The following is a 15,699-nucleotide window of genomic DNA, read 5'->3' as shown; positions in this document are numbered from 1 at the left end:
AGAACTCAGGCAGGCGCCTCGGGCAGCTCCGGCCGGTTGGCCGCGAGCCGGTCCCCGATGTCCCGCAGCCCCGCGAGATCGTGCACATCGCCGGGCAGCGCGCCCACTTCGGCCACCGCCACCTCGGGGTGGCGCGCGGTGAAGCGATCGCGCGTGCGCTGCTCGCGGGAGAGCAGCTGCATACGTTCGGCGTGCAGCCTCAACAGGCCCGCGGTGAGCCGCTCGACGCTCTGTGCGCCCTCGTCCTCCTGATCCGGACCGGGGGAGCCGGGCTCGGACTCGGGAGACTCGACGGGCGCGGATGCGGCGGACTCGACGGACGAGGATGCCGGGGGCTCGACGGGCGAGGAGGTGCGGGGTTCTGAACTGCCGTACGTGTCGGGAGAGTTACGAAGTCCAGCTTTCCCGCCGTCCTGATCGACAATGCGGGGCTCCACAAGATTTTCCGCGGCGGCGAGCGCGCGCTCGGCCGACAGCCGGGCGGCGCCGCTGCCGTGGACCCGGTTGAGCACCAGGCCGGCGAACGGCATGTCCTCGGCGGCCAGCCGCTCCACGAAGTACGCGGCCTCGCGCAGCGCGTCCCGCTCCGGGGCCGCCACCACCAGGAACGCCGTCCCGGGCGCCTGCAGCAGCTTGTACGTCGCGTCCGCGCGCGTGCGGAACCCGCCGAAGGTCGTGTCCATCGCGGCCACGAACGTCTGGACGTCCTTGAGCAGTTGACCGCCCAGCAGCTTGCCGAGCGTGCCGGTCATCATCGACATCCCGACGTTCAGGAACTTCATGCCCGCCCGCCCGCCGAGCTTGGCCGGAGCGGTGAGCAGCCGGATCAGCCGGCCGTCCAGGAACGAGCCGAGCCGCTTGGGCGCGTCCAGGAAGTCGAGCGCCGAGCGGGACGGCGGCGTGTCGACGACGATCAGGTCCCACTCGTTGCGGGCCCGCAGCTGCCCGAGCTTCTCCATCGCCATGTACTCCTGCGTGCCCGCGAAGCCGGCGGAGAGCGACTGGTAGAAGGGGTTGTTCAGGATCGCGGCGGCCCGCTCGCCGTCCGCGTGCGCCTCGACGATCTCGTCGAAGGTGCGCTTCATGTCGAGCATCATGGCGTGCAGTTCGCCGTCGCCGTCGACGCCCTTCACCCGGCGCGGGGTGTTGTCGAGGGAGTCGATGCCCATGGACTGGGCCAGCCGGCGTGCCGGGTCGATGGTCAGCACGACCACCTTGCGCCCGCGCTCGGCGGCCCTGAGACCCAGGGCCGCGGCGGTGGTCGTCTTGCCGACGCCGCCCGAGCCGCAGCACACCACGATCCGCGTCTTCGGGTCGTCGAGCAGCGGATCGACGTCGAGCATGCGCGCGGGGGACAGGCGGTGGCGGGCGGCGTCCTGGGTGTGGGCCTGGTCCGGACTCATGACATCCCCTGCTTCCGCTGCTTGCGACTGGTGCTCCTGGCGCTCCTGATGCCCCCGCTCATGACAGGCCCTGCTCGCGCAGCTCGGTGGCCAGTTCGTACAGCCCTGCCAGGTCCATGCCCTCGGTGAGCAGCGGCAGTTCGTGCAGGGGCAGGCCCAGCTCGGCGAGGACGGCGCGCTGTTCGTGCTCCAGCGTGTACCGCTCGGCGTACTCCTCGGCCTGCTGCAGCAGGGGGGCCACCAGCTTCTCCGCGTTCCCCCCGCGCCGTGCCCCGCCGAGCCCGGCCGCCGACAGCGACCTGGCAACCGAAGAACGAGGCACACTGCGTACGAGTTCCAGGGCCTCCGCGTCCAACACCTCCGGACGCACCATGTTCACGATGATCCGCCCCACCGGCAGCTTCGCGGCCCGCAGTTCGGCGATCCCGTCCGCGGTCTCCTGGACGGGCATCTCCTCCAGCAGCGTCACCAGGTGCACGGCCGTCTCCGGCGACTTCAGCACGCGCATCACGGCCTGCGCCTGATTGTGTATCGGCCCGATCTTCGCGAGGCCCGCCACCTCATCGTTCACGTTCAGGAACCGCGTGATGCGTCCGGTGGGCGGCGCGTCCATGACGACGTAGTCGTAGGCGAACCGCCCGCTCTTGTCCTTTCGGCGCACCGCCTCGCACGCCTTGCCGGTCAGGAGTACGTCCCGCAGGCCCGGCGCGATGGTGGTCGCGAAGTCGATCGCGCCGAGCTTCTTCAGGGCCCGTCCGGCACCCCCCAGTTTGTAGAACATCTGGAGGTAGTCCAGAAGGGCCAGTTCGGGATCGATGGCGAGGGCGTACACCTCCCCGCCACCTGGAGCGACGGCGATCTTGCGCTCCTCATAAGGCAGCGCTTCCGTCTCGAAGAGCTGCGCGATGCCCTGCCGGCCCTCGACCTCGACGAGAAGCGTCCGCTTCCCCTCGGTCGCGAGGGCCAACGCGAGTGCGGCGGCGACCGTCGTCTTTCCGGTCCCGCCCTTGCCGCTGACGACCTGGAGCCTGCTCACGCCTTCGAGCCTAACCAGTCTGTGTGCCAACCACGCGACAGCCTGTGGATAACGCGGCCACAGGCGGTCGGTGGGCAGCGGCTAAAGTCGGCCGCATGACCAAGTGGGAATACTCGACTGTGCCGCTGCTCGTCCACGCAACGAAGCAGATTCTGGACACCTGGGGCGAGGACGGCTGGGAGCTCGTCCAGGTCGTGCCCGGGCCGAACAACCCCGAGCAGCTCGTCGCCTACCTGAAGCGGGAGAAGGCATGAGCACCGTAGAGGCGAAGCTGGCCGAACTCGGCCTGGCCCTGCCCGCGGTCGTGCCGCCGCTGGCCGCGTACCAGCCGGCCGTGCAGTCCGGTGTCTACGTCTACACCTCCGGCCAGCTGCCGATGGTGGAGGGCAAGCTGCCCGTCACCGGCAAGGTCGGCGCCGAGGTCACGCCCGAGGAGGCCAAGGAGCTCACCCGCACCTGCGCCCTGAACGCCCTGGCCGCAGTCAAGTCCGTCACCGGCGACCTGGACCGCATCGCGCGCGTGGTGAAGGTCGTGGGCTTTGTCGCCTCGGCCTCGGACTTCACCGGCCAGCCCGGCGTGGTCAACGGCGCCAGCGAACTGCTCGGCGAGGTCCTCGGCGACAAGGGCGTGCACGCGCGCAGTGCGGTCGGTGTGGCGGTGCTGCCGCTGGACGCACCGGTCGAGGTCGAGATCCAGGTGGAGCTCACCGGGGCGTAGGCCCTGCCTTTCGGATCGGCCCGGCGTCTCGGGGCCAGGCCCTGGCAGCCGCTCTGACCTCGGCGACCTCTCGAACATTCGCGCGCCACGGGATAGCCTCCGCCCATGGCGAATGGGCAGTGGTTTCCGCAGGACTGGCCGGAACGCATCCGCGCACTCGCGGACGGCACCCTCACCCCGGTCGTCCCCAAGCGCGCGGCGACCGTCATGCTCCTCAAGGACACCGACGCCGGCCCCGCCGTGCACATGCTGCGCAGACGCGCCTCCATGGCCTTCGCCGGAGGCGCGTACGCATATCCGGGCGGCGGCGTCGACCCCCGCGACGACGAGCACCACATCCGGTGGGCGGGCCCCACGCGCGCGTGGTGGGCAAAGCGGCTCGGCGTCGATGAGACGGCGGCCCAGGCGATCGTCTGCGCCGCCGTACGCGAGACGTACGAGGAGGCGGGCGTCCTGCTGGCCGGACCGGCCGCCGACTCCGTGGTCGGCGACACCACGGGCGAGGACTGGGAGGCGGACCGCGCGGCCCTCGTCGCCCGTGACTTCTCCTTCGCCGAGTTCCTGGACCGCCGCGGCCTCGTCCTGCGCTCCGACCTGCTGGGCGCCTGGACCCGATGGATCACCCCGGAGTTCGAACCCCGGCGCTACGACACCTGGTTCTTCGTGGCCGCCCTCCCGCACGGCCAGCGCACCCGCAACGCCTCCACGGAGGCCGACCGCACGGTGTGGATCCGCCCCGAGGACGCGGCAGCCTCGTACGACAAGGGGGAGCTGACGATGATGCCGCCCACCATCGCGACCCTGCGTCAGCTGGCGCCCTGCGCCACGGCCGCAGACGCGCTCGCCGCGGCCCCGGACCGCGATCTCACCCCCGTCCTCGCGCGAGCGAGCCTGGAGGCCGGTGAGATCGTGCTGTCCTGGCCGGGCCACGACGAGTTCACCAAGCACATCCCGACAGACCTTCCGACCGGTGGAGCCTCCGCATGACGGACGCAGCAGCCCTTCCCGGCCGGCCGCGCGGCGGGGTCCTCGCCGGCCCGGCCACCTCCCGGGCCGTCAACGTCCTGGCGCCCAACGCCTCGGCGATGACCCTCGACGGCACGAACACCTGGATCCTCGCCGAGCCCGACTCAGACCTGGCCGTCGTCATCGACCCCGGCCCGCTGGACGAGGGCCACCTGCGCAACGTCGTGGACACCGCCGCCAAGGCCGGCAGGCGCATCGCGCTCACCCTGCTGACCCACGGTCACCCGGACCACGCGGAGGGCGCCGCCCGCTTCGCCGAGCTGACCGGCACGAACGTGCGCGCCCTGGACCCGGCGTTGCGGCTGGGCGACGAGGGGCTGGCCGCCGGGGACGTGGTCACGGTCGGCGGCCTGGAGCTGAGGGTCGTACCGACCCCCGGCCACACCTCGGACTCCCTGTGCTTCCACCTCCCGGCCGACCGGGCGGTCCTGACCGGCGACACCGTGCTGGGCCGCGGCACGACGGTCGTGGCGCACCCCGACGGCCGTCTGGGCGACTACCTGGACTCGCTACGACGGCTGCGGTCGCTGACGGTCGACGACGGCGTCCACACGGTGCTCCCGGGCCACGGCCCGGTCCTGGAGGACGCCCAGGGCGCCGTCGAGTTCTACCTCGCCCACCGCGCCCACCGCCTCGCCCAGGTCGAGACGGCCGTCGAGGACGGCTACCGCGCCCCGTCCGAGGTCGTCGCCCATGTGTACGCGGACGTGGACCGGTCCCTGTGGCCGGCGGCCGAGCTGTCGGTGCGGGCCCAGCTGGACTACCTGGAGGAGCACGGGCTCATCTGACCGGGGGGCTGCTTCAGTCCGGCCTGGGGGCCTTCACGCCGTGCACGCGCGCGTACTCCTCGGCGAGCCATGGCCCGAGGCCGTCGACGTACGACCGCAGTACGGCGGGGTCGCCGCTGGGCTCGTATCCGAGGACGGCCGCCCTTCGCAGCTGCTGGGCCCGCTCCGGGTAGTAGGCGCCGAAGGCCTCGGCCATCTCCTTCAGGTCGCTGGTCCAGCCGTTCCAGCGGGGCATGACGAGCGTGAATGCGGTGCGGACGAGATGCCGCGACATGAACCGTACGAGGGGCCGCCGTGCGGCGTCCGTGTCGGCGGCGGCCGCGATCCGCTCCCGCCAGCGGGGCAGCAGCAGGGCGAGGTCCCCGTTGGTCTCGCGGGCGAGCAGGGAGTCGGGCCGGTAGCGCGGCAGGTACTCGGCGAGGTCCTCACCGAGCAAGGGCGTGCACAGACAGGCGACGAACCAGCCCAGGTCGTACGTCTCCGCCTCGCTCAGCAGCCGAGCCCGGCCGTACAGCAGGATGCCGACCCCGTCGATCTGCGCGAACTCCTTGTCGAGCGCCGCCCCCAGCGCACGGGCGGCGTCCCGGTCCGTGTCGGTCGGCTCCTCGTACAGGGCGACCAGCAGGTCCAGGTCGCTGCGCCCCACGCGCGCGTTGCCGCGCGGAATCGATCCGTAGAGGTACGCACTGTGCAGCCGCGTCCCGAACAGGTCGAGCAGCCGGTCGCGCGCCGCGGTGACGACTGGGCGGAAGGCATCCGGTACGAGCGCGAGAGAGCCTTCGCGCTCGATGCAGCCCTGGGGGTCGAGACCTTTGGAGGGCGAGTTCTCGGACATGGGGCAACTACATCAGCCCGTCCGGCATTTGAGGACGAGGCCGTTGAGGCCGAACGGGGGTCTGGGGGCGGAGCCCCCAGGAGCCCTCAGCGTGAACGCTTGGCGAGTCGCTCGACGTCGAGCAGGATGACGGCCCGCGCCTCCAGGCGGAGCCACCCGCGCTGCGCGAAGTCGGCCAGCGCCTTGTTGACCGTCTCGCGCGAGGCGCCGACCAGCTGGGCCAGCTCCTCCTGCGTCAGGTCGTGGACGACGTGGATGCCCTCCTCGGACTGCACGCCGAAGCGGCGGGAGAGGTCCAGCAGGGCGCGGGCGACGCGGCCGGGGACGTCGGAGAAGACCAGGTCGGACATCGCGTCGTTGGTCTTACGCAGACGGCGGGCGACGGCGCGCAGCAGCGCGGTGGCCACCTCGGGCCGGGCGTTGAGCCAGGGCTGCAGATCGCCGTGGCCGAGGCCGAGCAGCTTGACCTCGGTCAGCGCGGTGGCCGTGGCGGTGCGCGGGCCCGGGTCGAAGAGCGACAACTCGCCGATCAGCTCGCTGGGACCGACGACGGCGAGCATGTTCTCGCGGCCGTCGGGGGATGTGCGGTGGAGCTTCACCTTGCCCTCGGTGACGACATAGAGCCGGTCACCGGGGTCGCCCTCATGGAAGAGCGAGTCACCGCGCGCGAGGGTCACCTCACTCATGGAGGCGCGGAGCTCCGCGGCTTGCTCGTCGTCGAGCGCCGCGAAGAGCGGGTTGCGCCGCAGAACGTCGTCCACGAGTTCTCTCCTTGTCGACCTGCTCAGGGGATGTTGCTCCCCCTTGGTACCAGGGGACCGTGCTCCCCATTTTGCCGGACGGTCCAAACAGTGTGATCTGTCACAAGGATGCCGCACACATGTCCCGAGGTAAGCGGCAGGGGTCCAATTGGGGGCCGATCTCCCGGGTCCGGGGCGGATGTCAGTGCCGGGCTCTAGGCTGGCCGGGTGTCCAAATCGCCGGTGAGAGCACAGGCCAAGGGGGCTGGGCGGGTGGTTGTACGTCGTGATTCCGCTGTGGGCGAACAGAACTCCGGTGGCGGAAAGAAACCGGCAAAAGTGACGAAAAGCGTTCCGGCGAAGAAGGCCGCCGCGAAGAAGACCGCTGTGAAAAAAGCGGCTGTGAAAAAGACGGCGGCCGTCAAGAAGGCGGCCGTCGCGCCGAAGAAAGCGACGGCTGCGGTCAAGGGCGTCCCTGCCGCGAAGTCCGCCGTCAAGCCGCCGAAGGGCGAGTCGCACACGGCTCTGGTCCGCCGTGCCCGACGCATCGACCGCGAGCTCGCCGAGGTGTATCCGTACGCCCACCCGGAGCTGGACTTCGAGAACCCCTTCCAACTCGTGGTCGCCACGGTGCTGTCCGCCCAGACCACCGATCTCAGGGTCAACCAGACGACGCCGGGGCTGTTCGCCAAGTACCCCACCCCGGAGGACCTGGCTGCCGCCAACCCCGAGGAGGTCGAGGAGATCCTCCGCCCGACCGGCTTCTTCCGGGCCAAGACCAAGTCCGTCATGGGGTTGTCGAAGGCGCTGGTAGAGCAGTTCGGAGGGGAGGTCCCGGGCCGCCTCGAAGACCTGGTCAAGCTGCCCGGCGTGGGCCGCAAGACCGCCTTCGTCGTGCTCGGGAACGCCTTCGGGCGGCCGGGTATCACCGTGGACACGCACTTCCAGCGGCTGGTGCGGCGCTGGCAGTGGACGGACGAGACCGACCCGGGCAAGATCGAGGCCGCCGTCGGCGAGCTCTTCCCCAAGAGCGACTGGACGATGCTCTCGCACCACGTGATCTTCCACGGCCGCCGCATCTGCCATGCCCGCAAGCCCGCCTGCGGCGCCTGCCCCATAGCGCCGCTCTGCCCGGCGTACGGCGAGGGCGAGACGGACCCGGAGAAGGCGAAGAAGCTGCTCAAGTACGAGAAGGGCGGCTTCCCCGGTCAGCGCCTCAACCCCCCGCAGTCGTATCTGGACGCGGGCGGCAAACCGGCGCCGCCGCTGGGGGCCGGATGAGGGGCGCTGCGGGGCGCGAGGAACCGCCGACCGGCCCGGCGGGGGAGGGCCGACTGACGGGGTTCGCCTGCCCGACGGAGCTGAGTCGTTCGACGGGTCGGCGGACACCGTCGCATGTGGCAGGTCCGCAGACGCCGCCGAAGCCGGCGGGCAGGGCTCAGGAACGATCTCGGGATCTCGAGGCGTTGGACGTGGCAGGACGGGGGTGGCGATGACGAGCGCGAGCAATACGCAGGGTGGGTCGGTGACGCTCAGCAAGGAGGGGCTGCCCGAGTGGCTGGACCCGGTGGCGCGGGCGGTGGAGACGGTGCAGCCGCTGCAGCTCAGCCGCTTCCTGCCGCCGGAGGACGGGGCGGGACGGCAGTCGGCCGTACTGATCCTCTTCGGTGAGGGCGAGCGCGGCCCCGAGCTGCTGCTGATGGAGCGGGCGAGCTCGCTCAGGTCGCACGCGGGGCAGCCCTCGTTCCCCGGCGGCGCCCTCGACCCCGAGGACGGCGACCCGCAGGCCGACGGCCCGCTCAGAGCCGCGCTCCGCGAGGCCGAGGAGGAGACGGGGCTCGACCAGGCGGGCGTCCAGCTCTTCGGCGTCCTGCCCAAGCTGTACATCCCGGTCAGCGGCTTCGTCGTGACACCCGTGGTGGGCTGGTGGCGCCAGCCGACCCCGGTCGGAGTCGTCGATCCGAACGAGACGGCCAGGGTCTTCACCGTCCCCGTGGCGGATCTCACGGACCCCGGCAACCGCGCCACGACGGTCCACCCCAGCGGCCACCGAGGTCCGGCATTTCTGGTCGAATCGGCTCTGGTCTGGGGCTTCACGGCCGGAATCATCGACCGCCTGCTCCACTACGCGGGCTGGGAGCGCCCCTGGGACCGGGACAAGCAGGTCCCGCTCGACTGGCGGTCATGACAGGGTGTCTGCCGTGCTGTGTCTTTCCGGGGGATGCTGTATCCGATCGCCGCTGCGCGGCGGGCCGGCCCCCGGCCGACCTGAGATGACCGCAAAGTGATGAGGCGAGGCTCGAACCGGTGAACGTGCTGGACATCCTGTTGCTGGTCGCCGCCGTGTGGTTCGCGATCGTGGGCTATCGCCAGGGCTTCGTCGTCGGCATCCTGTCGGTGATCGGTTTCCTGGGCGGCGGTCTCGTCGCCGTCTACATCCTGCCCGTCATCTGGGACGCGCTGACCGACAACGCAGAGGTGAGCACGACCGCCGCGGTCGTCGCGGTCGTGGTCGTCATCGTCTGCGCCTCCGTCGGCCAGGCCCTGACCACCCACCTGGGCAACAAGCTGCGCCGGTACATCACTTGGTCCCCGGCCCGCGCCCTGGACGCCACCGGCGGCGCCCTCGTCAACGTCGTGGCGATGCTCCTGGTGGCGTGGCTCATCGGTTCCGCCCTCGCGGGCACCACACTGCCGACGCTCGGCAAGGAGGTCCGTAACTCCAAGGTGCTCCTCGGCGTCTCCCGGGCCCTGCCCAACCAGGCCGACACCTGGTTCGCGGACTTCTCCTCGGTCCTCGCGCAGAACGGCTTCCCGCAGGTCTTCAGCCCGTTCGCGAACGAGCCGATCACCGACGTTCAGCCCCCCGACCCGGCGCTCGCGAACAGCCCCGTGGCCACGAGCGCGAAGCGCTCCATCGTCAAGGTCATGGGTACCGCCCAGAGTTGCGGCAAGGTCCTGGAGGGCAGCGGCTTCGTCTTCGCCGACCGCCGCGTCATGACCAACGCGCACGTCGTCGGAGGCGTCGACGAGCCCACCGTCCAGATAGGCGGTGAGGGCAGGAAGTACGACGCGAAGGTCGTCCTCTACGACTGGCACCGCGACATCGCCGTACTCGACGTGCCCGACCTCAAGGCGCCCGCCCTGAAGTTCTCGACCACGGACGCCAAGAGCAGCGACAGCGCGATCATCGCGGGCTTCCCGGAGAACGGCTCGTACGACGTCCGGGCCGCACGCGTGCGTGGCCGCCTGCCGGCCAACGGCCCGGACATCTACCACCGTGGCACCGTCCGCCGCGACGTCTACTCGCTGTACACGACCGTCCGCCAGGGCAACTCCGGCGGCCCGCTGCTCACGCCCGCAGGCCATGTGTACGGCGTGGTCTTCGCGAAGTCCCTCGACGACGCCGACACGGGGTACGCACTCACCGCGGACGAGATCCAGGAGGACATCACCAAGGGGCGTACCGCCAACCAGCAGGTGGACAGCGACAGCTGCGCCCTGTGAGCCGCGTGCTGCGAGAAGACGCACTGCGAGAAGACGTACTACGACGTGCTACGTGAAGAGGCGCGTCAGCCCCGGGGATGACGCAGGCGTACCGAGACCCAGCGGGCCCGGCGGCGCAGAATGCGCGGGATGCCCACCCTTAGATCTGTACCCGCCATTTGCGGAGCACCGCCTCGCTGGTGGGAGCTCAGGCCACTGCCCGAGCGGCGATTGCGTGCTGCGTCACTGTAGTCGTGCGTCCAGCCCATACCCCGACGTGTGCCCCTGCCCCAAGGTCGATAACCGCCCCCTGGGCCCCCAATTGGCCTATGCGCCGGGCAATTGGCTGTTCGTAGGACACATGTTCAGATCCGGATACCGGGCGCATCGACTCGGTCACCGATCGGGTTCGGGATCCTTCAGCCAATTGACCAGTTCTGTGGAGAAAGCGACCGGATCCTCCTCGTGCGGGAAGTGCCCCAGTCCGTCGAACAGCCGCCAGCGGTACGGCGCTTCGACGTACTCGCCGGATCCGGCCGCGCTCCGCGTGCGCATCACGGGGTCGAGCGAGCCGTGGAGGTGGAGCGTCGGCACCCGCAGCGGCCGCTTCATCCGCCGGTTGAACTGGATGCCGTCCGGGCGAGCCATGGAGCGGACCATCCAGCGGTACGGCTCGATCGAGCAGTGCGCCGTCGACGGGATGCACATCGCGCGGCGGTACGTCTCCACCGCGTCGTCGTCCGGCAGGTTCGGCCCGGCCCACTCCCGGATCAGCTCGGCGACCAGCGCGCCGTCGTCCGCGGTCAGCTGCCGCTCGGGGAGCCAGGGGCGCTGGAACCCCCAGATGTAGGAGCCCGCGCGGGTCTGCTTCACGTCCGAGAGCATCGCCGAGCGCCAGCGCCGGGGGTGCGGCATCGAGGCGACCGCGAGCCGCCGCACGAGCTTCGGGCGCATCACGGCCGCCGTCCACGCCAGATATCCGCCCAGGTCGTGGCCGACCAGTGCGGCGTCCGGCTCGCCCAGGGAGCGGATCACGCCGGTGATGTCGAGCGCGAGGTTGGCGGGGTCGTAGCCGCGCGGGGTGCGGTCGCTGCCGCCGACGCCGCGCAGGTCCATGGCGACGGCCCGGAAACCCGCGTCGGCCAACGTGCTCAGCTGGTGCCGCCAGGTCCACCAGAACTGCGGGAAGCCGTGCAGCAGCAGCACCAGCGGCCCATCGCCGACCTCGGCGATGTGGAAGCGGGCGCCGTTGGCGGCCACGTCCCGGTGGGTCACCTTTGTCCCGTCGGGGAGGGCGCCCGGCCGTACGACCGAGAGGGGTTGCGCCGAAGGTGTGCCGGGGTCCGTCATGAGGACGAGCGTCCCACAGCCTCGATGGCCGCGGGGGCGCGGTCCTCGATCGCCGGGATCTGAGGCGCCTCCGGCCGCGGGTGCGGCTTGGCCTTCTGCAGGACGCCCGCGCTCTCCTTCATGGACGCGGCTACCTTCTGCGGGCCCTGGCCCTTCTTGGCCTTCTTCGCGAAGACCACGCCGATGAGCGCGAGGACGACCGCGACCAGCACGTTCGCCGCGAAAGACAGCAGGAAGCAGATCGCGAGGTTCCAGTCGCTCCAGGTCCGGATGCCGTACGCCAGCGCGAAGTTCAGCATCGGCAGCGAGAACACCAGGACACAGGCGGCCACCGTGAACGCGCCGCCGCTCGTCGCACCGCGCTTGACGTCCTGCTTGAGCTGCGCCTTGGCCAACGCGATCTCGTCGTGCACGAGCGCCGACATCTCGGTCGTCGCGGAGGCGAACAGCTGGCCGATGCTGCGTTCGGCGCCGACCGGGCTGCCGTCGGGTGCGCTCATCGCGGTCTCCCTCTTCTGCCTTGCTGTTTTTGAACGGTCCTTTTGTACCGTCCCGTCAGATCATGCCGGACGGCCGTCGTCCTCGCCTGCCCCGCCCGGTACTTCGGCAAGCGCGCGTCGTTCGGCGGCCTTCAGTTCGGCGATCCGGCGGTGCTCGGCGGCCTTGTTCTCGTAGATCGCTGCCATCCGCAGGTGGTACGCCGGCTCGTCCTGCTCGTAGATGTCCGGGATGCCGTCGAGATCCTCGTCGCGCTCCTCGGCCTCGCACAGCGCGCGGTACTTGGCGTTCCGTATCTTCAGCAGCACCGTCGCCAGGGTCGCCGCGATGAGGGACCCCATCAGTACGGCGGCCTTCACCTCGTTCGTCAGTACGGCGTCCCCGTCGAAGGCGAGTTCGCCGATCAGCAGGGACACGGTGAAGCCGATGCCGGCCAGCGTCGCCACCGCGAACACGTCCGCCCACGCGAGGTCCTCGCTCAGTGACGCCCGGGTGAAACGAGCCGTCAGCCACGTGCCGCCGAAGATCCCGAGCGCCTTGCCGACGACGAGCCCGAGGACGACGCCCAGCGTCTCCGGCTTGGTGAACACGTCGCCGAGCGCGCCACCTGAGACGGCGACACCGGCGCTGAACAGCGCGAAGAGGGGGACGGCGAGGCCCGCTGACAGGGGTCGTACGAGGTGCTCGATGTGCTCGCCTGGGGAGTGCTGCTCGCCCTCGCGGGGTGTGCAGCGCAGCATCAGGCCCATGGCGACGCCCGCGATGGTGGCGTGCACGCCGCTGTTGTACATCAGCGCCCAGATGACGAGCGCGAGCGGGACGTACACGTACCAGCCGCGCACGCCCTTGCGCAGCAGCAGCCAGAAGACGGCGAGGCCCACGACCGCGCCGCCGAGCGCGGCGAAGTCGATGGAGCTCGTGAAGAAGACCGCGATGATCAGGATCGCGAAGAGGTCGTCGACGACGGCGAGCGTGAGCAGGAAGGCGCGCAGGGCGCTCGGCAGCGACGTACCGATGACGGCGAGCACGGCCAGCGCGAACGCGATGTCGGTGGCCGTGGGCACTGCCCAGCCCTGGAGCGATCCGCCGCCGGTCAGATTGGTGAGCGTGTACACGAGCGCCGGTACGGCCATGCCGCACAGGGCCGCGACGACCGGCAGCGCGGCTGCCTTGGGGTCCTTGAGGTCACCGGCGACCAGCTCGCGCTTGAGCTCGATGCCGGCCACGAAGAAGAAGACGGCGAGGAGTCCGTCGGCGGCCCAGTGCGTGATCGACAGGTGCAGGCCGAGGGCCTCGGGGCCGAAGTGGAAGTGGCCGACGCTCTCGTAGCTGTTGTGCAGCGCGGGTATGTTCGCCCAGATCAGCGCGGTGATCGCGGCGACGAGCAGCAGCACACCGCCGACCGTCTCGGTGCGCAGCGCATCCGCCACGAAGGTCCGCTCGGGCAGGGACAGGCGTCCGAGAACCTTGCGGGGGCTGGGGGTGTGGGGCGCGGCCACGGGGAGGACCTCCGGTCGGTGGGCAGGACGAAGCACTTGCCGACCAGACTTCCCGGCGCACCTTTGCTTAGTTTACCTAAGATGAGCGGGGAGGAATCCGGCGATCCCCACGTTAGGTGCGAAAAGGGCACCCGGCGCGTCTGGTGCCGGGTGCCCTTCGATGCCGTACTCAGTGCTTGCCGGCACCTGCTGCTACCTGTCAGTCCTCGCTGGACGCCGCCGGGAGCTTCGCCTGGATGAGGTCCATGACCGACGAGTCGGTCAGCGTGGTCACGTCGCCGAGCTCGCGGTTCTCGGCCACGTCCCGCAGAAGGCGCCGCATGATCTTGCCGGAGCGGGTCTTCGGCAGCTCCGCCACCGGCAGGATCCGCTTCGGCTTGGCGATCGGGCCGAGAGCGGAGCCGACGTGGTTGCGCAGGTTGTCGACCAGACCCTCGTCCTCGGCGTTCGCCGAACCGCGCAGGATCACGAACGCCACGATGGCCTGCCCGGTCGTCTCGTCCGCCGCGCCGACGACGGCCGCCTCGGCGACCGACGGGTGGGAGACGAGCGCGGACTCGACCTCGGTGGTGGAGATGTTGTGCCCGGACACCAGCATCACGTCGTCGACGCGGCCGAGGAGCCAGATGTCCCCGTCGTCGTCCTTCTTCGCCCCGTCACCAGCGAAGTACTTGCCCTCGAAGCGCGACCAGTACGTGTCGAGGAACCGCTGGTCGTCGCCCCAGATGGTGCGCAGCATCGACGGCCACGGCTCGGTGAGGACCAGGTAGCCACCGCCGCCGTCGGGCACCTCGTTCGCGTCGTCGTCGACGACGGTCGCGGAGATACCGGGCAGCGGCGTCTGCGCGGAGCCCGGCTTGGTCTCGGTGACGCCCGGCAGCGGCGAGATCATCATCGCGCCGGTCTCGGTCTGCCACCAGGTGTCCACGATGGGCGTCCTGTCGGCACCGATGTGCTTGCGGTACCAGATCCAGGCCTCGGGGTTGATGGGCTCACCGACCGACCCGAGCACACGCAGGCTGCTCAGATCGAACTTCGCGGGGATGTCGTCGCCCCACTTCATGAACGTACGGATCGCAGTCGGCGCCGTGTACAGGATCGTCACCCCGTACTTCTGCACGATCTCCCAGAAGCGGCCCTGGTGCGGGGTGTCCGGCGTGCCCTCGTACATGACCTGGGTGGCGCCGTTCGCCAGCGGCCCGTAGACGATGTACGAGTGCCCGGTGACCCAGCCGACGTCGGCCGTGCACCAGTACACGTCGGTCTCCGGCTTGAGGTCGAAGACGGCGTGGTGGGTGTACGAGGCCTGGGTGAGGTAGCCGCCGGAGGTGTGCAGGATGCCCTTGGGCTTACCCGTCGTACCGGACGTGTACAGGATGAACAGCGGGTGCTCGGCCCCGAAGGCCTCGGGCGGGTGCTCGGCCGACTGCCGCTCGACAATCTCGTGCCACCACACGTCGCGCTCGTCGTTCCAGGCGACCTCCTGGCCGGTACGGCGTACGACGAGCACGTGCTCCACGTTGTCCACGCGCGCGACGGCGTCATCCACGGCCGGCTTGAGCGCGGACGGCTTGCCGCGCCGGTAACCGCCGTCCGAGGTGATGACCACCTTGGCGTCGGCGTCCTGGATGCGGGTGGCGAGGGCGTCCGCCGAGAAGCCGCCGAACACGACGGAGTGCGCGGCGCCGATGCGGGCGCAGGCCAGCATCGCAATCGCCGTCTCCGGGATCATCGGCATGTAGACGGCGACCCGGTCGCCCGCCCGAACTCCCAGCTCCAGCAGCGCGTTGGCGGCCTTCGACACCTCGTCCTTGAGCTCGGCATAGGTGACGGCACGGCTGTCGCCGGGCTCACCCTCGAAGTGGATGGCGACGCGGTCGCCGTTGCCCGCCTCGACATGCCGGTCCACGCAGTTGTACGCGACGTTGAGCTCGCCGTCCTTGAACCACTTGGCGAACGGCGGGTTCGACCAGTCCAGCGTCTCGGTCGGCTCCTTGGCCCACGTCAGCCGACGTGCCTGCTCGGCCCAGAAGCCGAGCCTGTCAGCCTTGGCCTGTTCGTACGCCTCCGCCGTGACGTTGGCGCCAGCGGCCAGGTCAGCCGGCGGCGCGAAGCGTCGCTCCTCCTTCAAGAGGTTGGCCAGGCTTTCGTTGCTCACGACATCTCCCTTTCTCAGGGTGTCCGTTGTGTCCCAGGCCACAGCTCATCAGACCCGGGGGGCCGATGACAAGGGTCGACGGGAAATTGGTTTAGACCTGTGGGCGGGGTGCTGGGTCGTCCGGCGTCATCCGTACCCACGGACGCCGACAGGGCGGAGTTC

At 70.4% G+C, this 15,699-nt stretch carries 16 protein-coding genes; 7 read left to right on the top strand and 9 right to left on the bottom strand.

Annotated elements, in window-relative coordinates; all coding sequences use genetic code 11:
- Positions 1-5: 5 nt before the first annotated feature.
- Both OG303_RS23435 and OG303_RS23430 read right to left on the bottom strand, forming a co-directional pair.
- Positions 6-1,403 (bottom strand): ArsA family ATPase, encoded by a 1,398-nt coding sequence (locus OG303_RS23435; protein ID WP_405870618.1) that lies wholly within the window; start codon positions 1,401-1,403, stop codon positions 6-8.
- Between the two features lie 58 nt (positions 1,404-1,461).
- Complete coding sequence (locus tag OG303_RS23430) at positions 1,462-2,439, bottom strand: ArsA family ATPase (protein WP_405870616.1); 978 nt, start codon at positions 2,437-2,439, stop codon at positions 1,462-1,464.
- A 95-nt stretch (positions 2,440-2,534) separates the two neighbouring features.
- Between OG303_RS23430 and OG303_RS23425 the strand changes: the two genes are divergently transcribed.
- From OG303_RS23425 to OG303_RS23410, 4 genes are all read left to right on the top strand, one after another.
- Positions 2,535-2,693: a DUF4177 domain-containing protein gene (locus tag OG303_RS23425; protein ID WP_019063748.1), complete on the top strand. Its 159-nt coding sequence runs from the start codon at positions 2,535-2,537 to the stop codon at positions 2,691-2,693.
- The gene (locus OG303_RS23420) at positions 2,690-3,157 is read left to right on the top strand and encodes a RidA family protein (protein WP_405870615.1); all 468 of its coding nucleotides are present in this window, start codon (positions 2,690-2,692) and stop codon (positions 3,155-3,157) included. The genes OG303_RS23425 and OG303_RS23420 overlap by 4 nt, the downstream gene beginning before the upstream one ends.
- Positions 3,158-3,262: 105 nt before the next feature.
- Positions 3,263-4,144 carry an NUDIX hydrolase gene (locus OG303_RS23415; RefSeq protein ID WP_405870613.1) on the top strand — a complete coding sequence of 294 codons (882 nt, stop codon included), beginning with the start codon at positions 3,263-3,265 and terminating at the stop codon, positions 4,142-4,144.
- On the top strand, positions 4,141-4,971 hold the full coding sequence (locus OG303_RS23410) for an MBL fold metallo-hydrolase (RefSeq protein ID WP_405870611.1): 831 nt from the start codon (positions 4,141-4,143) through the stop codon (positions 4,969-4,971). The genes OG303_RS23415 and OG303_RS23410 overlap by 4 nt, the downstream gene beginning before the upstream one ends.
- Before the next feature lie 13 nt (positions 4,972-4,984).
- On the opposite strand, the gene OG303_RS23405 is transcribed toward OG303_RS23410, so the two are convergent.
- The gene (locus OG303_RS23405; RefSeq protein WP_405870609.1) at positions 4,985-5,806 is read right to left on the bottom strand and encodes a nucleotidyltransferase domain-containing protein; all 822 of its coding nucleotides are present in this window, start codon (positions 5,804-5,806) and stop codon (positions 4,985-4,987) included.
- 86 nt (positions 5,807-5,892) lie between these two features.
- A complete protein-coding gene (locus tag OG303_RS23400; protein WP_020129286.1) occupies positions 5,893-6,567 on the bottom strand; it encodes a Crp/Fnr family transcriptional regulator in 675 nt (224 codons plus the stop codon).
- A 318-nt stretch (positions 6,568-6,885) separates the two neighbouring features.
- On the opposite strand from OG303_RS23400, the gene nth reads away from it, so the two are divergent.
- From nth to OG303_RS23385, 3 genes are all read left to right on the top strand, one after another.
- The gene (gene nth, locus OG303_RS23395; protein WP_405870608.1) at positions 6,886-7,827 is read left to right on the top strand and encodes an endonuclease III; all 942 of its coding nucleotides are present in this window, start codon (positions 6,886-6,888) and stop codon (positions 7,825-7,827) included.
- 211 nt (positions 7,828-8,038) lie between these two features.
- Complete coding sequence (locus tag OG303_RS23390; RefSeq protein WP_405870607.1) at positions 8,039-8,734, top strand: NUDIX hydrolase; 696 nt, start codon at positions 8,039-8,041, stop codon at positions 8,732-8,734.
- Between the two features lie 119 nt (positions 8,735-8,853).
- On the top strand, positions 8,854-10,053 hold the full coding sequence (locus OG303_RS23385; RefSeq protein ID WP_405870606.1) for a MarP family serine protease: 1,200 nt from the start codon (positions 8,854-8,856) through the stop codon (positions 10,051-10,053).
- Between the two features lie 65 nt (positions 10,054-10,118).
- On the opposite strand, the gene OG303_RS23380 is transcribed toward OG303_RS23385, so the two are convergent.
- The 5 genes from OG303_RS23380 to acs all read right to left on the bottom strand — a co-directional run bounded on the left by OG303_RS23380 (position 10,119) and on the right by acs (position 15,537).
- Positions 10,119-10,301 carry a hypothetical protein gene (locus OG303_RS23380; RefSeq protein ID WP_363285324.1) on the bottom strand — a complete coding sequence of 61 codons (183 nt, stop codon included), beginning with the start codon at positions 10,299-10,301 and terminating at the stop codon, positions 10,119-10,121.
- A gap of 127 nt (positions 10,302-10,428) precedes the next feature.
- Positions 10,429-11,382, bottom strand: coding sequence for an alpha/beta fold hydrolase (locus OG303_RS23375; RefSeq protein ID WP_405870604.1), 954 nt, complete (start codon positions 11,380-11,382; stop codon positions 10,429-10,431).
- Complete coding sequence (locus tag OG303_RS23370) at positions 11,379-11,882, bottom strand: phage holin family protein (protein ID WP_405870603.1); 504 nt, start codon at positions 11,880-11,882, stop codon at positions 11,379-11,381. Before OG303_RS23370 ends, OG303_RS23375 begins: the two co-directional genes overlap by 4 nt.
- A 60-nt stretch (positions 11,883-11,942) precedes the next feature.
- A complete protein-coding gene (gene nhaA / locus OG303_RS23365; RefSeq protein WP_405870601.1) occupies positions 11,943-13,379 on the bottom strand; it encodes a Na+/H+ antiporter NhaA in 1,437 nt (478 codons plus the stop codon).
- A 199-nt stretch (positions 13,380-13,578) separates the two neighbouring features.
- Positions 13,579-15,537 (bottom strand): acetate--CoA ligase, encoded by a 1,959-nt coding sequence (gene acs, locus OG303_RS23360; protein ID WP_405870599.1) that lies wholly within the window; start codon positions 15,535-15,537, stop codon positions 13,579-13,581.
- Between the last annotated feature and the right edge of the window lie 162 nt (positions 15,538-15,699).

The sequence above is a fragment of the Streptomyces sp. NBC_00005 genome (assembly GCF_045160215.1).
In the GTDB taxonomy this organism is placed as follows: domain Bacteria; phylum Actinomycetota; class Actinomycetes; order Streptomycetales; family Streptomycetaceae; genus Streptomyces.
The sequence above is the reverse complement of the archived record's forward strand: the minus strand, read 5'-3'. Positions and strand labels throughout refer to the sequence as shown.

Excerpts from the sequence above, each read along its gene's own strand:
- OG303_RS23435 (WP_405870618.1), bottom strand. The coding sequence starts at position 1,403 with ATGAGTCCGGACCAGGCCCACACCCAGGACGCCGCCCGCCACCGCCTG.
- OG303_RS23425 (WP_019063748.1), top strand. The coding sequence starts at position 2,535 with ATGACCAAGTGGGAATACTCGACTGTGCCGCTGCTCGTCCACGCAACG.
- OG303_RS23420 (WP_405870615.1), top strand. The coding sequence starts at position 2,690 with ATGAGCACCGTAGAGGCGAAGCTGGCCGAACTCGGCCTGGCCCTGCCC.
- OG303_RS23415 (WP_405870613.1), top strand. The coding sequence starts at position 3,263 with ATGGCGAATGGGCAGTGGTTTCCGCAGGACTGGCCGGAACGCATCCGC.
- OG303_RS23410 (WP_405870611.1), top strand. The coding sequence starts at position 4,141 with ATGACGGACGCAGCAGCCCTTCCCGGCCGGCCGCGCGGCGGGGTCCTC.
- OG303_RS23405 (WP_405870609.1), bottom strand. The coding sequence starts at position 5,806 with ATGTCCGAGAACTCGCCCTCCAAAGGTCTCGACCCCCAGGGCTGCATC.
- OG303_RS23390 (WP_405870607.1), top strand. The coding sequence starts at position 8,039 with ATGACGAGCGCGAGCAATACGCAGGGTGGGTCGGTGACGCTCAGCAAG.
- OG303_RS23380 (WP_363285324.1), bottom strand. The coding sequence starts at position 10,301 with ATGGGCTGGACGCACGACTACAGTGACGCAGCACGCAATCGCCGCTCG.
- OG303_RS23375 (WP_405870604.1), bottom strand. The coding sequence starts at position 11,382 with ATGACGGACCCCGGCACACCTTCGGCGCAACCCCTCTCGGTCGTACGG.
- OG303_RS23370 (WP_405870603.1), bottom strand. The coding sequence starts at position 11,882 with ATGAGCGCACCCGACGGCAGCCCGGTCGGCGCCGAACGCAGCATCGGC.